Source organism: Nostoc sp. DedQUE09 (assembly GCF_034530915.1).
Taxonomy (GTDB): domain Bacteria; phylum Cyanobacteriota; class Cyanobacteriia; order Cyanobacteriales; family Nostocaceae; genus Nostoc.
On record NZ_JAVRCE010000024.1, the window covers coordinates 46,088 to 61,112 of the forward strand.

Annotated in this window: 15 protein-coding genes; 9 read left to right on the forward strand and 6 right to left on the reverse strand. The window is 39.1% G+C overall.

Features of this window, described 5'->3' with window-relative positions:
- Nucleotides 1-24 precede the first annotated feature (24 nt).
- The gene (locus RMY27_RS16915; RefSeq protein WP_322665115.1) at nt 25-822 is read right to left on the reverse strand and encodes a sulfite exporter TauE/SafE family protein; all 798 of its coding nucleotides are present in this window, start codon (nt 820-822) and stop codon (nt 25-27) included.
- 666 nt (nt 823-1,488) lie between these two features.
- On the opposite strand from RMY27_RS16915, the gene RMY27_RS16920 reads away from it, so the two are divergent.
- The 4 genes from RMY27_RS16920 to RMY27_RS16935 all read left to right on the forward strand — a co-directional run bounded on the left by RMY27_RS16920 (nt 1,489) and on the right by RMY27_RS16935 (nt 5,682).
- Complete coding sequence (locus RMY27_RS16920; protein ID WP_322665117.1) at nt 1,489-1,968, forward strand: hypothetical protein; 480 nt, start codon at nt 1,489-1,491, stop codon at nt 1,966-1,968.
- A gap of 116 nt (nt 1,969-2,084) precedes the next feature.
- Complete coding sequence (locus RMY27_RS16925) at nt 2,085-2,465, forward strand: DUF423 domain-containing protein (RefSeq protein ID WP_322665193.1); 381 nt, start codon at nt 2,085-2,087, stop codon at nt 2,463-2,465.
- Nucleotides 2,466-2,916: 451 nt separating this feature from the next.
- Nucleotides 2,917-3,807, forward strand: coding sequence for a phosphate/phosphite/phosphonate ABC transporter substrate-binding protein (locus tag RMY27_RS16930; RefSeq protein WP_322665119.1), 891 nt, complete (start codon nt 2,917-2,919; stop codon nt 3,805-3,807).
- A gap of 15 nt (nt 3,808-3,822) precedes the next feature.
- Nucleotides 3,823-5,682: an ATP-binding protein gene (locus tag RMY27_RS16935; RefSeq protein WP_322665121.1), complete on the forward strand. Its 1,860-nt coding sequence runs from the start codon at nt 3,823-3,825 to the stop codon at nt 5,680-5,682.
- An 85-nt stretch (nt 5,683-5,767) separates the two neighbouring features.
- Here RMY27_RS16935 and RMY27_RS16940 read toward each other — a convergent pair whose 3' ends face one another.
- A complete protein-coding gene (locus RMY27_RS16940) occupies nt 5,768-6,523 on the reverse strand; it encodes a DNA polymerase beta superfamily protein (RefSeq protein ID WP_322665123.1) in 756 nt (251 codons plus the stop codon).
- A gap of 1 nt (nt 6,524) precedes the next feature.
- On the opposite strand from RMY27_RS16940, the gene egtC reads away from it, so the two are divergent.
- The 3 genes from egtC (at nt 6,525) to egtD (ending at nt 8,693) form a co-directional block, all read left to right on the forward strand.
- On the forward strand, nt 6,525-7,313 hold the full coding sequence (egtC, locus tag RMY27_RS16945) for an ergothioneine biosynthesis protein EgtC (RefSeq protein ID WP_322665125.1): 789 nt from the start codon (nt 6,525-6,527) through the stop codon (nt 7,311-7,313).
- Nucleotide 7,314: 1 nt separating this feature from the next.
- Nucleotides 7,315-7,494 (forward strand): hypothetical protein, encoded by a 180-nt coding sequence (locus RMY27_RS16950; protein WP_322665127.1) that lies wholly within the window; start codon nt 7,315-7,317, stop codon nt 7,492-7,494.
- Nucleotides 7,495-7,658: 164 nt separating this feature from the next.
- Nucleotides 7,659-8,693, forward strand: a complete 1,035-nt coding sequence (gene egtD / locus RMY27_RS16955; protein ID WP_322665129.1) for an L-histidine N(alpha)-methyltransferase — start codon at nt 7,659-7,661, stop codon at nt 8,691-8,693.
- 168 nt (nt 8,694-8,861) lie between these two features.
- Here the strand turns inward: egtD and RMY27_RS16960 are convergent, their stop codons facing one another.
- Nucleotides 8,862-9,176, reverse strand: coding sequence for a hypothetical protein (locus RMY27_RS16960; protein ID WP_322665131.1), 315 nt, complete (start codon nt 9,174-9,176; stop codon nt 8,862-8,864).
- Between the two features lie 756 nt (nt 9,177-9,932).
- Between RMY27_RS16960 and RMY27_RS16965 the strand changes: the two genes are divergently transcribed.
- Nucleotides 9,933-9,995, forward strand: coding sequence for a DUF4351 domain-containing protein (locus RMY27_RS16965; RefSeq protein ID WP_322665195.1), 63 nt, complete (start codon nt 9,933-9,935; stop codon nt 9,993-9,995).
- Between the two features lie 160 nt (nt 9,996-10,155).
- On the opposite strand, the gene ilvB is transcribed toward RMY27_RS16965, so the two are convergent.
- The 3 genes from ilvB to RMY27_RS16980 all read right to left on the reverse strand — a co-directional run bounded on the left by ilvB (nt 10,156) and on the right by RMY27_RS16980 (nt 14,166).
- Nucleotides 10,156-12,045 carry a biosynthetic-type acetolactate synthase large subunit gene (gene ilvB / locus RMY27_RS16970; protein ID WP_322665133.1) on the reverse strand — a complete coding sequence of 630 codons (1,890 nt, stop codon included), beginning with the start codon at nt 12,043-12,045 and terminating at the stop codon, nt 10,156-10,158.
- A gap of 132 nt (nt 12,046-12,177) precedes the next feature.
- Entirely contained in the window at nt 12,178-13,440 is a 1,263-nt protein-coding gene (locus tag RMY27_RS16975) for an MFS transporter (RefSeq protein ID WP_322665134.1), read from the reverse strand.
- A gap of 126 nt (nt 13,441-13,566) precedes the next feature.
- Nucleotides 13,567-14,166, reverse strand: a complete 600-nt coding sequence (locus RMY27_RS16980; protein WP_322665136.1) for a hypothetical protein — start codon at nt 14,164-14,166, stop codon at nt 13,567-13,569.
- Between the two features lie 319 nt (nt 14,167-14,485).
- Here RMY27_RS16980 and RMY27_RS16985 point away from each other — a divergent pair, with 319 nt between their 5' ends.
- Entirely contained in the window at nt 14,486-14,647 is a 162-nt protein-coding gene (locus RMY27_RS16985) for a hypothetical protein (protein ID WP_322665138.1), read from the forward strand.
- Nucleotides 14,648-15,025: the final 378 nt, after the last annotated feature.

Genomic DNA, 15,025 nt, shown 5'->3' on the forward strand with positions numbered 1-15,025 from the left:
ACCAAACTCTATTACTGAGTCCTGTTATACCTGATGAACTAATTTCCAACTTACCATCATCAAAATGGTATAAATGATAAACCGTAGTGGGCGTTGCGGAGCTACCTGGCAGATTTTAGCGCCAAGTAAAACCCCTGGCACAGAGCCTAGCCATATAGGCATTACCAAACTCCAATCAACTGTTCCGAGGCTGAGATGACCAAGGGCTGTAAACAGCAGTAAAATCGCTGCGTGTGAAATATCTGTACCCACTAACTTTCGTGCATCAAGGCGGAAAAACCCAATCAGCACTAAAGCAAACATTGAACCTGATGAAACGCTAGTTAGACCAACCAAACAGCCTAAAATTGCTCCCAAAGTAATTGTCATAAATCGACCAAAGTTAGTTTCTAAGTCTAACTTTGGCAGTTCAGGTAAATTAAATTTGGGTAAAAAAGTCAATAACAACAATTGCACTAGTGCTAATACTGTGACTAGCAAAATCATCCCGCCCAGCAAACGGAGCAAGATGCTATCCAGGTTATACCCACCTGTACGTTTAATGAAGTGCAAAATTCCCACCCCGAAGAGTGAGCCTGGAACACTCCCGAATACCAGCCATTTGACAACTTCTGTGTCAAGAGTTTTCTGTTCCCAATGCTTGACACTACCAACAATTTTCATCAATGTGGCAGCCACAACATCAGAACTCACAGCGATAGAAGGCGGAACCTGAAAGACAAAAATTAACATTGGGGTTATGAGAGAGGCTCCGCCAATTCCCGTCAAACCAACGATGATGCCAACGAAGAAGCTTAAGAATGGTAGTAATAAATAGTGCATACTCTTTGGGGGTTTGAGAAAGTCAGCTAGAACTTCACTACTAGAGAGCAATAACTCAGCCGAATCACAGCCCAGTGGTAGATAGAGCTAGTCATAGCAAGTTATTGTGTTTCTCAAAAGATGAGTGACACAAAGAAAGGTTATCCAGCTAAAAGTTAGGGCAGAGAATTACTGGACAACTTAAAACAAACCTGTCTGGAAGTTTTTGGAAGTATAACAACTGGCATTTAGCTGAAACAGACTTTGATAACTGCTTATGGGTCAGTTGTTTTACTAAAATCAACTTCTTACTGGTTTTTCTGCGGTTTTCCGTGCAAAAGCCGGTAAAGCGATGTGCTTACCGTATTTTACTTGTAAACACGATCAAACGTCTAGCGTATTCGCTTTGTATATCGCTATATTCTCTGGATAATAGACCGCAAGTCTAATGACTCATGGAAAATTTTGTTTTTTACAACCCAGTCAAAATCCTGTTTAGCAAAGCTAAAATCGCCAATATTGGGGAGTTTTACCTCAAGTGTTTCTTGAAAAAGCGTTAAGTAGGCAATGTAAGCAAAAATATTGTGTAAAAGCTAAAAAACTGTCGCTGGGAGTAGATTGAGATATTGGAACCTTTATGAAAGTCAGGTTAAAATCGCAAGCAAAGTGTAAATCTGAAGTGAAATTATGAAAACTGCTGAAAAATTAGCTGCTGGTTGGCTACTGACACTCGGATTCATGTTTGTAACTCTATCAGCAACAGCGGCATTAGAAAAATTTGCTACACGTAAAGCCATCGTAATACCCACGGGTGAGTATGAATTTAATGCACCGAATGCTACTTATGAAGATAAGAATGCTGCTGTCGGTGGTCTAATTTTTGGTGTCCCTACCCTAACACTGGGTACGTGGTTAGCATTGGGATTGTACCGTCAAAGTCGGCAGGAGAAAAAAGCGATTAATCAACAAGTCAGCGATCGCCTGCAATCAATTTTTTATGAGATGCTACAAGAAAATCACGGGCGCGTAACCGTTTTAGGCTTTGCCATACAGTCACAACTACCCGCAGCCCACGCCAGACAATATTTAGATGAAAAAGCTAAAGAATTCAATGCAAACTTTAAGGTGAACGAAGAAGGGGCTGTATCATATCATTTTGATGTCTAATTGTCATTAGTCATTTGTCGTTTGTCCTTCGTCCTTTGTCATTTGTTATTTGTTATTCACTAATGACCAATGACTAATGACTAATGACTACAATACCCAACTTACGGCTAGTTCTAATGACGCAGATTTTTTTGAGCGTAGCTGCCATTTTAGGCGGTTTGTCAGTTGCTGCTGGTGCTTTTGCTTCCCATGCGTTACGGGAAAAAATTAGTGAGCGATCGCTAGAAATTTTTGAAACTGGCGCTCGTTACCAAATGTATCATGCTCTAGCACTTTTCTTACTAGCAATCCTAATGAGTCGCACTGAGTCGCCTCAACCCTCACTCGTAGCCAGTGGATGGCTGTTTATCATTGGCATTGCTATTTTCTCAGGTAGCTTGTACGCCCTTAGCTTAACCGGTATTAAATCCTTGGGAGCGATCGCACCACTAGGCGGCACAGCCTTTCTTGCAGCTTGGGGGACTTTAGCTTTTGCTGCTTGGAATTTGAAGTTGTAAAAAAGTTAGGAGTTAGGAGTGAAAAATTTTTCACTCCTAACTCCATTTGTTGGAGGCTCAATTTCCTCTTTTTTAACGTGAATTCAACGGCTCATACAGTGTCCGCCTAATTAGCCCAATCAAAAGACCTCTAAGAGCTTTTACTAGGCAAAACCCTCCTTCTCCGACTCCCACAGGGACAGACTTGAACTTTAGTTCAAGCAGGGAGAGGTTCGTCGATCTCGCGTTTTTTTACAGTTAATTTTAGATGAATAGACCGTTATTTCTAATCATCAGGTATTTTTCTTAAGTGGGACGCACCCTATATTTTCTAACAAATAGAATGGCCAAATTCATCAAGCTTATTTCCGTAATATTACAGAAGCTATGAATACAAAAAAGCAATAAACTGCATAAGTATATTTATAAATAACAGCTAAAAAATTTTACATTTGTAATATTATTCAAACCTATGAAACGGCGCAACTTTCTTTGGTATTCGCTACTGTTTACTGCTGGTTGCACAACAGGAGTAAATTCTACTACTAATAGCTCAGATAAGATAGCAATAATTGCACCCAAAAATCTCAAATTTGCAGTTACAGATATTGCTGGAATTAAAGACTTACAACGAGATTACGGAGTTTTTCGCACCACATTAGAAGAGATATTAGGCATAAAAATTGAGTTTTTTCCTGTAGAGAATCGTACAGCAGCAGCACCAGCACTGTTATCAAGAGAAGTAGATATTGTATTTGCAGGGCCTTCAGAATACTTGATTTTGAATGCTAGAGCAAAGGCTATTCCTATAATTGCCATTGAGCGCCCGAACTACCATTCGATTATTGTAGTTCGTGCAGATAGCAAAATTAATTTATTAGCTCAATTGAAAGGCAAAACAATTGCCATGCGAAAAATTGGCTCAACTTCTGGTCATCTTGCTCCCACAAAGCTACTAATAGATGCTGGATTAGATCCAAAAACTGACTTCAAAACTGTCATGTTGGGTGATAAAGGAGTACAAGCCTTAAAAAAAGGTGAGGTAGATGCTTGGGCGATTGCATCTGACAGATATAAAAACATTCTGGAATCTGAGGGTTTACTTGAGAAGGATTTTTCTGTAATTTTTAAAGGACCATTACTTCCTAGAGACGTATTTGTTGCTAGTAACCAATTGGCATCTAGCTTTATAGGAGATATGCGATCGCGCATGATGAAACATCAGGATAAACTAATTCAAAGTTTGGTGACTGCTAAAGCAAACCAAAATTATAAAGGAAGCAAATTAGTTTTAGCAAATGATGCTGATTATAATATGATTCGTGAGGTTTATCAAAAAATCGGACAAGGAAATTTTTTATAATAAGTTAATAAATAAATGATAGCTGCTACGAAACATTCTGTTAAAAGGATTTTTATATTACTTAGTAACTTTAGCGATAACTGGAATATCGCTAAAAAGATTAGTTATGGGTATACTCTAGCAGTTGGTATCGCTTTCATCGGTACAACAAGTGGTTTGTTACTTGCATACCGCTATGAAACACTTGCTCAACAGCAGTTAGATTCATCTTATCAACAACAATCTCTATTAAAAGATTTAGAAAATTCAATAATTAGAGTGCGACTGCATCCACAAAGATTAGTAACTGTATTAGAAAATTCTATTTGGTTAGAATTTGAAAAAAATAGATTTCTTGATGAAATGAGTCAGGTTAATCAACAGTTATCAAAAATAGAAACTTTTTCCAATACTTATGCTTATAATTCAACAAAAAATAATATAGATTTGTTGAAATTATTGAATAACTATAAAGAAAATACAAAGACATATAGCCAAATAGTCAAAGATTTTTGGAAACAGATTGAACAAAATAAATTTTTAGCAAAAAAAATAAAATCTGAACAAGAAGAGTTGCTAGTTTTTTTCAAAAAAAAAGCTAATATTTCTGTTAAATTTGAAAAACTTTCAGATGAGTTAATTCGGATTATAGGACATGCTGAAATTAACAGAAAGCAAGCAAAAGCTAGTTTTGATAGTGCCCAAAAATTGCGAATTAAAGTTATTCTTGGAAGTATGCTGCTATCGTCTACGATCGCAGCTATACTAGCAGTATATACCAGTAGGTTAATTGCACGCCCTCTACAAATAGTTACTAACGTTGCTAGAAAAATCACGGAAGAGTCAAATTTTGAACTCAGAGCTAATGTTACAAGCAACGATGAGGTAGGGACATTAGCTACTTCCCTGAATCAACTGGTGGAATGGGTGGGGGATTACACCCAGGAACTAAAGCTAGCTCACCAAAGTTTAGAGCAACGCGTAGAAGAACGAACCCAAGAATTAGAACTAGCTCGTCAAAGTTTAGAGCAACGCGTAGAAGAACGAACCCAAAAACTTCAAAAAACCCTGCAAGATTTAAAAGAAGCTCAAGGGCAATTAATTCAAACAGAAAAAATGTCTTCTCTTGGGCAAATGGTAGCAGGTATAGCTCATGAAATTAATAATCCTGTTAACTTTATTTATGGGAATATTCAATGCGCAACTGATTATACTCAAGATTTACTTAATCTAGTGAAATTATATCAGCAACAATACCCGAATCCCATCTATTTAATAGAAGACAATATTGAAGAGATTGATTTAAACTTTATTCATAAAGATTTACCAAGCCTGCTTTCTTCTATGAAAATGGGTGCTCAACGCATTCAGGAAATTGTGTTATCTTTGCGGAACTTTTCCCGATTAGATGAAGCTGATATGAAAGAGGTAGATATTCATGAAGGAATTGATAATACACTGTTAATTCTGAATCACAGACTTCAACAAGAAATTGAAGTAATTAAAAAATATGGAGATTTACCCTTGGTTGAGTGTTATCCAGCACAACTCAATCAGGTGTTTATGAATATTCTAAGTAATGCGATAGATGCTGTACTAGATCAAAAAACTCATTCAGGTAAAAGTAAACAAATTTTTATAGATACATTAAAAATAGATGATATTTTTATCAAAGTAGGGATCAGAGATAACGGCCCCGGAATTCCACCAGAGATTAAAAAGAAACTATTTGACCCTTTTTTCACAACTAAGCCAGTGGGTAAAGGTACTGGCTTAGGTTTAAGTATTTGTTATCAGATAGTTGATAAACACCAAGGTAAAATAGAAGTGATGTCAGAATTTGAGCAAGGGACGGAGTTTGCAATCATTTTACCTATTAAAACACAAATAAACTAGTACCATTATCTATAGGTAACGCAGAATTGAAAATTACCAAAGTCTTTTTTAAAAAAGCTAGGATTGAGCATTTAAAAGCTTATAATTAATAGCTTCTTGCTCTCAGACGTATCAACAAATTATCCAAAGCTGCATTAGCTGAAGGTGTTTCAGGTAATGAGCTGGATTGATATGCTTCCTGTAACTTATTACGCAGACGTTCATATTCTCTTTGATGAAAAGCTACATTAATATCTAACAAAATGGACTTTTCTGTACTTACTAATTTTTGGGCGATCAAATCAAAAATATAGGGTAAATTAAAAACCTCATTTAGCTTAATTAAGTTAGACTCAACTATTCCTGTTTGCATCAGATAAATTCCAGTTAATAGGACTCGATAAACATAAAGTAATGACTTGAGTCGATACGTATGTTCTTTCTCAAAAAGTTTCCATTGGGTTGTGGCAAAACCAATATAATGGTAGCTATGATGACGAGTAATACAATTTTTAGCAATATTTTTCAATTCCTCATGCTCAGGTGAGGTTACTAATATTAAAGGAGAATACAATTGTTCTAAGACATAACCATTCTTTTTAAGTAGCATCAAAAAGAATTTTTTGACATCATGAGTTACTAAATCGATTTCTAAAGATTCGCGAACTTCTGAAACTTCAATAGTTTCATTTTTAGTCTGTAATCCCACTACTTTTTGAACTGGTAAAATATGCACACCACGCAAGTCATAATCAGAATCAGGTGAGGGAAAACCATATAAGTGGGAACCACTGATGATGGCGAATAAAAACGGATAAGGCTGTTGCCCAATAATTGTATTAATAGAAGTTGGAATATTCATAATGTGCCGTTTACTTGCTTACCTCGGTTCGCCTATTTCATTAGAATATCTATTGTATAAACCAGAACACTCACTCATCGTCCAGAGTTATCAACCCCGCAAAATGACCTCTGGGGTAGTAAATGCAGATGGGTTTGGTGTGGGTTGGTATCATATTCAAAAAGATACTGAGCCTTTTATCTACAAAAATACTCTGCCTATTTGGAATGATATAAATCTACCTAGTCTCAGCCGTTACGTCGAATCAAAATGTGTACTTGCTTATGTCCGCAGTGCTACACCAGGACAAGCCGTAGATTTTGCTAATTGTCAGCCCTTTAACCATCAACAACAGTTATTTATTCACAATGGACGAATCGAAAATTTCCGCAAAACATTACACAGAAAAATTCGCAGTACTTTAACCCAGGATTTTTACGAAAAAATTAATGGCAATACTGACTCAGAACACATTTTTGCATTGTTACTTTCGCAAAGTCAAATTAACAGACATCGGCTTCCAGAGTATGCCTTACGCACCACATTATTAACGCTTCTAGAGATGGCAAAACGCTATCAAGTAGAAGCCTCACTCAACGTAGTTTTTAGTGACGGACATCGTTTAATAGCTTCTCGTTTTGCTACCACTTCACCGCCTCCATCTCTTTACTGGATACGAGATGATCCGACTTTCCCACAATCCGTAATTATTGCGTCTGAACCTATATTTCTAGGTAATTGGATTGCTTGCCCAGAAAATAGCATCATTAGTGTGGGAGCAGACTGTGAGATCCAAATTGAGCAAATCTAGTGTGAAAGAGGCTATTTCTCAAGCCTTCGATAAATGTCGCTCGAAAACTTTTGCGCTATTCCAGGATATGGACGAAGCCACATTCTCTAGTCAACCTCATTCTGACTTGATCTGCTGTTGGCTGCTACTTGGGACATATTGGCTATATCGAGTCTTTATCGCTGAAGAACATAGCAATTAGACGCTTACTTGCTACTATTTTAGTGGGAAAATGCTGAAAAATAGCTTTAAAGCTTGAGCTATATTGCTCAAGCATGATTTTATTAACTATGGCTATGTGTTTCACTGATTGGGGTAAAGGTCTGCCATCAAAGTAACCTATTACGCCAAGCAAACGGAGGTTTCATGTCGATATCTAAAGCTGTTAACAGCAAGGTTAATTCTGAAAGCAGCGTTGAAAAACGCTTGCTGATAGAGCGTTTGGTAGGAGCAACTCAAATAGTTGCACCTAGTGCTGGGAGTGATGTAGTGAAGGGATTAACTCACACACCTAAATCTCTACCCCCTTGTTACTTTTATGATGATCGTGGTTCCGATCTGTTTGAGCAAATCTGTGATTTACCAGAATATTATCTTACACGCACAGAAACAACGATTTTACAGCAGTATGCTGGTGAAATTGCTAAGATAACTGGCGTTTGTGAATTGGTAGAACTTGGCAGTGGCAGTTCTAGCAAAACCCGTATTTTACTAGATGCCTACCAGCAACTAGGCTATCCTCTGCACTACCTACCAATTGATGTATGTGCAGGTATGTTAGAAAGTAGTGCCAAGCAGTTATTAAAAGATTATCCCTTACTTCAAGTTTATGCACTAGCGGGAACCTATGAATTAGCCCTTGCAAAACTCTTACCGACGCAATTACCCAGTCGGATGATTTGTTTTATTGGTAGCAGTTTAGGTAATCTTACCCCTGATGAGTGTGATGTGTTCTTCTCTCAAATTACCAATGCTTTACAAGTAGGTGAGTATTTTTTATTGGGGATAGATTTACGAAAGCCAAAACAGATTTTGGAACCAGCTTATAACGACAGCCAGGGAGTGACAGCTGCATTTAACCTCAATATGCTAGAACATTTAAATCAGCGATTTGAGGGTAACTTTGACACCACCCAGTTTGAACACTGGGCATTTTACAATGAAAGCGAGCATCAAATAGAAATGCATTTACGCAGCTTGCGATCGCAAATTGTAGAATTACGCGCTCTTAATCTTAAGGTTAATTTTGCACCAGGTGAGACTATCCTCACCGAAATTTCCCGCAAATTTGACATTAATACTATCAAACAGCAACTCACTGCACAAGGTTTATTACCTCTTCATGTGTGGAGAGATCCAAATCAATGGTTTGGCTTAATGCTCTGTCAGCTGCAAGCATAAAGCAAATCAGAGTATGGCTAATATATATCGCGGTTCTCAGTTGAGTCCAATATATATCTAACAAAAACAGCACTTCCCTACAAGCGTTGGGGAGTAACACTCAAAACCTCTCTTCTTTTAGGAGAGAGGTCAAAGTATATTAGACCTCTTGTATGAATGCAAATAAAATTATTGCTGCATTGAAGGCGTAGGAAAAATTCTGCTGAATATAGGAAGCCGTGTACGAGGCTTATTTGCTGTTCTATTGGCATTAGGAACAGAAGAGTTATTAGCTGCCTCAGAAAGGAGAGGTGGTTTGCTATTAGTAGAATTGGCAAAATCACTCAATTGGTTAGCCGAAGGTGAATTTGAAGATATGGGAGTAACATTTTCAGAATTTTGACTGTTAGTTTTTACCGGAGTTTGAGCTTGAGATGGAGTAATGAGGAAAGTTGAGCTTGTTCCTAATACCAGTATGAGCAAATGAGAAATATATTGTTGCATGGGGATTGGTAAAGTGGTTTGATAAATATTTAAAGCTTAAAGAAGTTGTGTTTATTCTTAGTGAGAAACAAAAGTGCAATTTTCCAATATAAATTATGACGCTGTTGTCTCATAAAACTTGAACACAGCGATTTCCAAATGCACAGACTATTAATGCTTAGTACATTAATTTGCTAACAACAATCTAACCTCCCTCAATCAAGGGGAAGATAAACTCTTTTTTGTAAAAAGAAAAAGAGCGATTATTTTCAGACTCCTGAATCTGCCTGAAAGAAAGTTATAAATAGATACACCTGGGATAATTGACGTTTTTTAATCAACTAAGCCATCACAACTATTAATATTCTAGTGATATTTAACTTGTTAATCAAAGAGGAATGTTACTGAACTTTTTGATAAAACTGATTTATATAAAATTAACTCTAACTCGCATATTTAACTAACTAAAGCAAAAAGTATATGAATTTTTAATAAAACCTAAATTTGATAAAGTAGTTTTAGTTAATAAATGCGTGTATATTTCAGCAATATACACTAAGTCTGAATATATTAAGTAAATATTGAGAATATAAATCCACAGAAACCCGACTTTTCAAACAAGTCGGAGTTCTTATTTCTCACAAATGATTTAGGTTTGCTCGATATGAGTTTAGCTGTAGACATTCTTAAACTACAACCCATTCCTATTAGATAAGACAGACAACAATTAATTTTTGCTGCAATTAAACCAGGGATAGAACAGCATATTCGCACATCATGATTACTCAACTAGAAGAGTTAGCTGAGGCGCTGTTAGATTTCAACAGTCAAAGCGATTGAGTAAATTACTTAGAAAATATCTTTTTACCTCAACCTAATCTGGGAGATTAAGCGACACCTACACAAGAGTAAAGGGGGCAGGAATTAGGGGGATATTCCTGCATCTTTCTCCCCTTCTCCTTGCTCCCCTATCTCTCTGGTCTTGAATTATCAAAAAGCGTTACAGTTTCGTCCCACACTCAGCACAGAAGTTATGGGTAGGAGCATTTTTTGCATTGCAGTTGCTACAATACAATGGCTCTGCTGCCGCTTTTGGCGGTTGTTTCTGCAAACCGACCATTTGAGCGTTGCTCTTACCAGGGGCTACCATTGGATAGCAGTTTTCGTCTCTGGTGACGTGGACATTTAAGATTACTGGGCCATTGTGTGCTAGCATTTCGGCGATCGCATCTTTTAATTGACTGCGATCGCTGATTATCATGCCTTTAATGCCATAAGCTTTTCCCAACAACTCTACGTCTGGCATCCCTATTTCCATGTCGGAGCATGAGTAACGCTCACCATAGAAGGCTTGCTGCCACTGGCGCACCATCCCTTGCCAGCCGTTGTTGAGGATTATTGTCTTGACATTTATTCCATACTGTGAAATCGTTCCTAGTTCCTGTAGACACATTTGGAAACTAGCATCACCGCTGATACAGATGACTTCTTCATCAGGAAACGCCACTTTCGCGCCCATTGCCGCAGGTAAGCCAAAACCCATCGTTCCCAAACCAGCACTAGAAATCCAGCGCCTTGGCCCATTCTTCAAGAATTGTGCTGCCCACATTTGATGTTGCCCGACATCTGTGGTGTAGAAAGCCTGGGGTGCTTGGCTATTGACTTCTACAATTACTTCTTGGGGTGAAATACTGTCGGGATGATGCGGCACGATTAGAGGATACTCATCGCGCCAACGGTTAACTAGATTTAACCATTCTTGGTTTTGATTAGGTGTAGCTTTTACTCCTGTTTCCTTGCAGCGACGCAACAAGTCCACTAACACATTCCGCACATCGCCGACGATGGGCACTTCGGGAATACGGTTTTTGCCGACTTCTGCGGGATCGATGTCGATGTGAATTACTTTAGCGCGGGAGGCGAATTCGTCTAACTTACCTGTAACGCGATCGTCAAATCTAGCGCCGACGCAAATCAGCAAGTCACAATCACTAACGGCGAAGTTAGCGTAAGCAGTGCCGTGCATCCCCAACATTCCCAAAGCTAGGGGATGATGTTCGTCAAAGGCACCGATCCCCATTAAAGTTGTGGTGACGGGAATATCGAATAATTCAGCTAGTTGTTTGATTTCTTCATGGGCACCGGCTGCGATCGCACCACCACCCACATACAATAGCGGACGGCGGCTTTCAGTAATCAATTGGATAGCAGCATTAATCTGCCGGGGATTTCCCTTCACAGTGGGACGATAACCGCGTAACTTCACTGAACCTGGTTTGACAGGAACATAGTCAAATTCTTCTAAAGCTACATCCTTGGGGACATCAATCAAAACTGGCCCCGGACGCCCAGTACTAGCGATGTGGAATGCTTCGGCGACAATTCGCGCCATATCTTTGGGATCGCGTACCACATAGGAGTGCTTGACGATTGGGAGCGTAATCCCGTAAATATCAGTTTCCTGAAACGCATCTGTACCAATCGACGGACGTGCTACCTGTCCTGTAACCACAATCATCGGGATTGAATCCATGTAGGCGGTGGCGATGCCTGTCACCAAGTTAGTTGCTCCTGGTCCCGAAGTACCAAAGCAGACTCCTACTTTTCCTGTGGCACGGGCGTAACCATCAGCGGCGTGGGCTGCGCCTTGCTCGTGCCTCACGAGAATGTGCTTCATAGCACCAGTTGCTTCCACCTTATACAGGTCGTCGTAAATTGGTAGAATTGCCCCACCAGGATAACCAAAAATATAATCAACGCCGTGGCGATGAAGGCTGTCAAGCAGAGCAAAACCGCCAGATGCTCGTTTGGGCAAGGCTGGCTGGCTAGAAGCACGAGACTGTTTGTGATTCTCGGTTTGTGGGAGACTAATTTGGGAGAGCGAGCGCACGGTCAAACCTCAGACTATAGCTAAAGTTAATGCTGGATTCTGTATTTAAGATTTCATTTTAATTGAAAACTTCAATTAAAATTTTATTAATTTTTATATGAAATATAAACCTAGACTATTAGCGTACATTAATTAAATTACGTTTTGCAAGACTTTGCGGGTATTTTTCCAAGCCCAAACACCGACAACTACCACAACAATACTCATTGCTACCAGCACAGTTCGCAAGCCCAGAGCATCAGTCAATGGCCCAGTAATGGCTAGGGGTAACGCCAAGGCGATGTTAACGGCATGATTTTGAAAGCCAAATACTTTACCGTGCATGGTAGATGGTGTTTGCTGTTGAATTAAAGTTTGCATGGGTACGCCAATTAGGGAAGCACCTACACCCAAAAATGTACAGAGTCCTAGCGCCAGTAATAAGTTGTGCGTAAAAGTAAACACCCCTAAAACTAGTGCAATTATCAAAAATCCAATTAAAGGTAAGGGTTTATGATGCAATTTATCACCCCAGTGGCCTAAAATCGCCGCACCAAATACCATACCCACACCGGCTGCTGCCAAGAAAAAGCCAAACTGTTTTTCTTTTAAACCAAACTCCTCGGCTAATTGAATTGTTAGCACTGTTAAGGCTGCAAACACACAATATAAAGTTGTCAGTTGCAGCATGGCATTCAATATCAAACGGTTTTTCTTGAGATACCGCAGGCTCTCAGTGAATTCAGCCCAAGGGTTATTTGATGCTTGATGTTCTTGGTGGGGTTTGGATTCTTTAAACTTAATTGGCTGCATGATCGCAGCCGATAATATGTATAATCCACCAACTACAATCTCTTGACCGTATTGTTCTCCCATCAAGCTTTTCGACAAACTCAGAATCGGCTCACCGATCGCAAAGCCAACAATTAAAGCTCCCATCATCGTGCTGCTAAACAGCGCATTGGCTGCCAACAAATTCTCTCGCTTCACCAACAAGGGAATCGCTGCTTGTTCAGCTGGTGCAAAAAACTGCGTCACCGTGGAAATGGCAAAAGTCAGGATTAACAGAATCAGGAACTCTCGCGGTAACAAGGGAAGACACAGTGTCATTATTCCCCGCACAATATCTGAGCCGACCATAATCAGCTTTTTTGGCAAGCGGTCAACAAAGATACCACCGGCAGAGCCGAACAAAATTGCTGGTATTGTAAACGATAGCATCAAGGTTGAGTACATCGAGTTTTGTGCCAACCCAGGAAGCGGTGAGTAGTTCTCTAACAGAGCAATCATTAAAACGAAGAAGACTTTATCTGCTAACTGGGACACCAATTGCCCAATCCACAGGAGCATAAAACCACGGTTTTTCAGCAGTGCGCCAAAGCCGTTATTAACAGCAGCCGGTTCAGTTGGAAACATTTAGATACTTTCTTGGGGTAGATGGGGCATGGGGCATTGGGCATGGGGTATTGGGCATAGGGCAGAATAAATGCTGACTCCAAATCCCTCACTCCTAACTCCTGTTTACTTACTCCATTGTCCGGATTAATTTGCTTCGTAGTGCTTTAACAGCATAAGCAAAAACTCAGTTGCTGTCAGACGACCTGTGGGTGGAATAATCTCAATGGACGAATCTACCCAACAGCCTTGTACAGTTTGGGGAGATTTCCAAATGGACAAATGATCGACTGATGGCTCTGCATAAAAGTTATTTTGCCCACTGCCTAGCAAAGATGAACTCCAATGGGTGAAATAATCATGGCTCATCCGATGAATAGGGAAATTACCCTGTAGTGGTACTCCCCATCCATCTATAGCAATAAAAGCTTTGACACGACCACCCAAGAGTTGCCACAAATGTGCTGCCCCTATTGCCCCAACTACGCCAGCACTAAAGCTTATGAATATAATTGGTGATTTTAAAGAGTCGGTCTCGGTCAAGCAATACCTGCGGTGAGCTAGGCTAACGCGCAAAAACTGCAAAATGTGCAATGCTGATAAACTCGAAAAATCATTACCCGGAAAAACCAATATATTAGATTGATTTTTAGAAATTAAGCCATTAGGAATATCTAACCATTCCGATATAAAGGATTCAGTGAAGGCTGGATCGTGGATTCCAGGGCAAATAATAATGATGCTCATCTGTCTGTGCGTGGCAGCTTTCAAAATTATGAATAATTTAAACCTACTACAAGGGTCTATTAACTGTTCAGCTTTACTAAAAGATGATGAGAGATGAAGGGAAGATTTTAAGTAACCTGTAGTAATAAATAAAACTTAATAAGCCAAAAAATTACATAGTTTTGTTCATAACTATACAGATGCATGGATGAGGCTTTGTGTCAGTTTGTGTCATTCCTTAGTGCGATCGCTAATTGCAATTATAGAATCTGAATTTGCTTTGATAGCAGAAAATATGAAATAAATTCTGTGAAATATTGAATTTTTAAAAGTAAGAACAATGCTTGCCCTCGCTCATTCCTTAGTTTACACTCTCAAATCATTGATGCGTGCCCAATCCCAATATAAATCTGACCAAATTTATCGGTTAATCGTTCAATCTTTGGAAAATAATATTAATACTATAATTATGGATTATGGAGGATTGTATGTGCAGATTTAGCTACTCTGAATCACTCAAAATTATCATCTCAAATCGTCCTAGCACAAGGTTTGATTTTCTCAAAACTAGTTTCAACGAGTTCAATGCATAAATTTGAATAAGATGATGTCATATTCATATTCATGGTTATCGAACAGAATTCAGGAGCCAGGAATCGCAGTGAATTCTGACTGAAAAGCGGATAGCGCAGTATAAAGCCTTCTCTTCTCGCAAAGGGAGACGCACTCGCGTTTGAGAGGCTTCTCTTTCAGAGACGCGAACGCCAACGGCATGGCATCTCTACGAGACGCTGCACCTAGAGAGCGTCTTGATTCTGAATTCTGAATTCTGCATTCTTCTTCAACCATCGTACTTTAATGGAAACTTGCCCATATTTAT